We start from the raw sequence: 2,244 nt of genomic DNA, 5'->3' as shown, positions 1-2,244 counted from the left end.
TCCCTACTCCCTACTCCCTACTCCCTACTCCCTACTCCCTACTCCCTACTCCCTGCTCCCTAAAACCCAGAACTATGTACTTAACAAAATCTCAAACTGCTATATACTCAAACCGTTACGGCTGATTTAGCCAAACGAGCTTGCCAGGATTCCACAATTTGCTGAATTGTTTCTTCCAAGGAAACGGAAATATCCCAACTAGGGTAATGCTCACGCATCTTACTCAAATCGGAGTAATAACAGATATGATCGCCAATCCGATTATCTTGTAGATAGGTATAGTGCATCGCTTTACCACTATACTTCTCTGCCAGCTTAAACGCTTCGAGGATTGAACAGCTATTGCCTTTTCCGCCACCGATGTTATAAACTTCTGCTATTCGAGGTGCTTCGATAAAAGCGTGAATAAACCGTGACACATCCAGAGAGTGGATATTATCCCGTACTTGCTTACCCTTGTAGCCAAAAATCTTGTATTCCCGACCTTCCAGATTACACTTGACCAGATAACTTAGGAAACCGTGGAGTTCCACACCGGAATGATTTGGTCCGGTCAGACAACCACCCCGTAAACAAGCTGTGGGCATGTTAAAGTAGCGACCATATTCCTGCACTATCACATCAGCAGCAACTTTGGATGCGCCAAACAAAGAGTGCTTTGATTGATCGATGCTAAAGGTTTCAGGAATACCGTTGGTGTAAGCTGGGTCGTCATAATCCCAACGAGTGTCTAGTTCCTTAAGCTGAATAGTATTGGGGCGATCGCCATACACTTTATTGGTAGACATGTGTACAAAGGGCGACTCTGGACAAGATTGCCTCGCAGCTTCTAGCAAGTTCAAAGTTCCCACTGCGTTGGTATCAAAGTCAGCGAAAGGAATTGCTGCGGCGCGGTCGTGGGAAGGCTGGGCTGCTGTATGTACAATCGCGTCTGGCTTGAGCTGCGCCATTAGGTCTAAAATACCTTTGCGATCGCGTATATCGAATTCATGATGAACAAAATCTTGAATTGTCTCTTGCAACCGCTGCTGATTCCAGCGTGTATCCCCTTGGGAACCGAAGAAAACAGCCCGTTGATTATTATCAATACCGTGAATTTGCCAACCTTGCTGAGCAAAGTAACCACAAACCTCAGACCCAATCAATCCTGAGGAGCCTGTTACCAGTAATTTTTTCATAGAAAAGCTTAATTTTTTAGGTAAATAATCTATAATGAAACTAATAAGCTCAATAAGCGATTAATCGTTAACGCTTCTCTAATTGATATAGCAGAAGTCAGAAGTCAGAAGTCAGAAGTCAGAAGTCAGAAGTCAGAAGTCAAACTCTTGCGCTTATTTAGGTTTGAGACTTTTGTCATGTCCTAACTGACCTGGCGACTGCTATATCTTGCACCTTGAATTAAAATCTCTAAAATTTAGGAGTCACTAGTCAGTAGTTATTATGCATCAAAAATTAATTCCCATTTAAATGGGAATTAATCAGCGTTTTATCAGCAATAATATTCTCAGAAGTGTTTAAAATTAAAACGTTAAACACTTCTGGGCAAGAGGCAAAATGCCAAAGTTTGTTTTAGAAACTCTTAAAGAATAAACTCAACTGATTGCCTCTGTTATTAATCAACTCTACTAGTTGACGACTCTTACCTCTTGCCCTTGGCATTTTGCCTATACTTTAGCTAGTAATTTATCATAACTACTCATAAACTAAAAAACTAAATCGCCCCAAAATCCTTAACCCCATAAAAACCAATCCGTTTAGACTGGCGACGGGTAAACTCCCCCACTGAAGAGTTGCCATCCGGATCGATCACCCCTGTTACCTGCTGCCATAACTCAGCAGGAGCCAACGATACCTTATAAGTGCGATCGCCACTCTTGCACACGTGATACCACTTGGTTTTCTGGCACTGATTACACCAAAAAGCTTCTACCCATTCTCCTTCGATAGCTACTGTAGTTTTACTCGCTATCAGCATCAACGCATATTTTTGTTTAACACCACGGGTCTGAAGTTGTCCTGGCCGGTCAGCAAACAACCGATACTTTTGACTAACGCTATCAAGGTAGCAACCATGAATCGGACATACAATAGCTCGTCGTTTAGAACGCTTCCGATTGCGTTGACATCGTTTGGTTTGAGGTGTTGATGGTGGCATTAGGGAGTAGGGTGTAGGGTGTAGGGTGTAGGGTGTAGGGAGTAGGGAGTAGGGAGTAGGGAGTAGGGAGTAGGGAGTAGGGAGTAGGG

Annotated in this window: 2 protein-coding genes; both read right to left on the bottom strand. The window is 43.1% G+C overall.

Features of this window, described 5'->3' with window-relative positions; all coding sequences use genetic code 11:
- Nucleotides 1-107: 107 nt before the first annotated feature.
- Nucleotides 108-1,178 carry an NAD-dependent epimerase/dehydratase family protein gene (locus BJP37_RS34070; RefSeq protein ID WP_075906831.1) on the bottom strand — a complete coding sequence of 357 codons (1,071 nt, stop codon included), beginning with the start codon at nucleotides 1,176-1,178 and terminating at the stop codon, nucleotides 108-110.
- 533 nt (nucleotides 1,179-1,711) lie between these two features.
- Nucleotides 1,712-2,155 (bottom strand): hypothetical protein, encoded by a 444-nt coding sequence (locus tag BJP37_RS34065; RefSeq protein ID WP_075906833.1) that lies wholly within the window; start codon nucleotides 2,153-2,155, stop codon nucleotides 1,712-1,714.
- Nucleotides 2,156-2,244: the final 89 nt, after the last annotated feature.

This window comes from Moorena bouillonii PNG (genome assembly GCF_001942495.1).
Taxonomy (GTDB): Bacteria; Cyanobacteriota; Cyanobacteriia; order Cyanobacteriales; family Coleofasciculaceae; genus Moorena; species Moorena bouillonii.
Note: the sequence above shows the minus strand (reverse complement) of the source record. Positions and strands in the feature narration are given on the sequence as shown.

Excerpts from the sequence above, each read along its gene's own strand:
- BJP37_RS34065 (WP_075906833.1), bottom strand. The coding sequence starts at position 2,155 with ATGCCACCATCAACACCTCAAACCAAACGATGTCAACGCAATCGGAAG.
- BJP37_RS34070 (WP_075906831.1), bottom strand. The coding sequence starts at position 1,178 with ATGAAAAAATTACTGGTAACAGGCTCCTCAGGATTGATTGGGTCTGAG.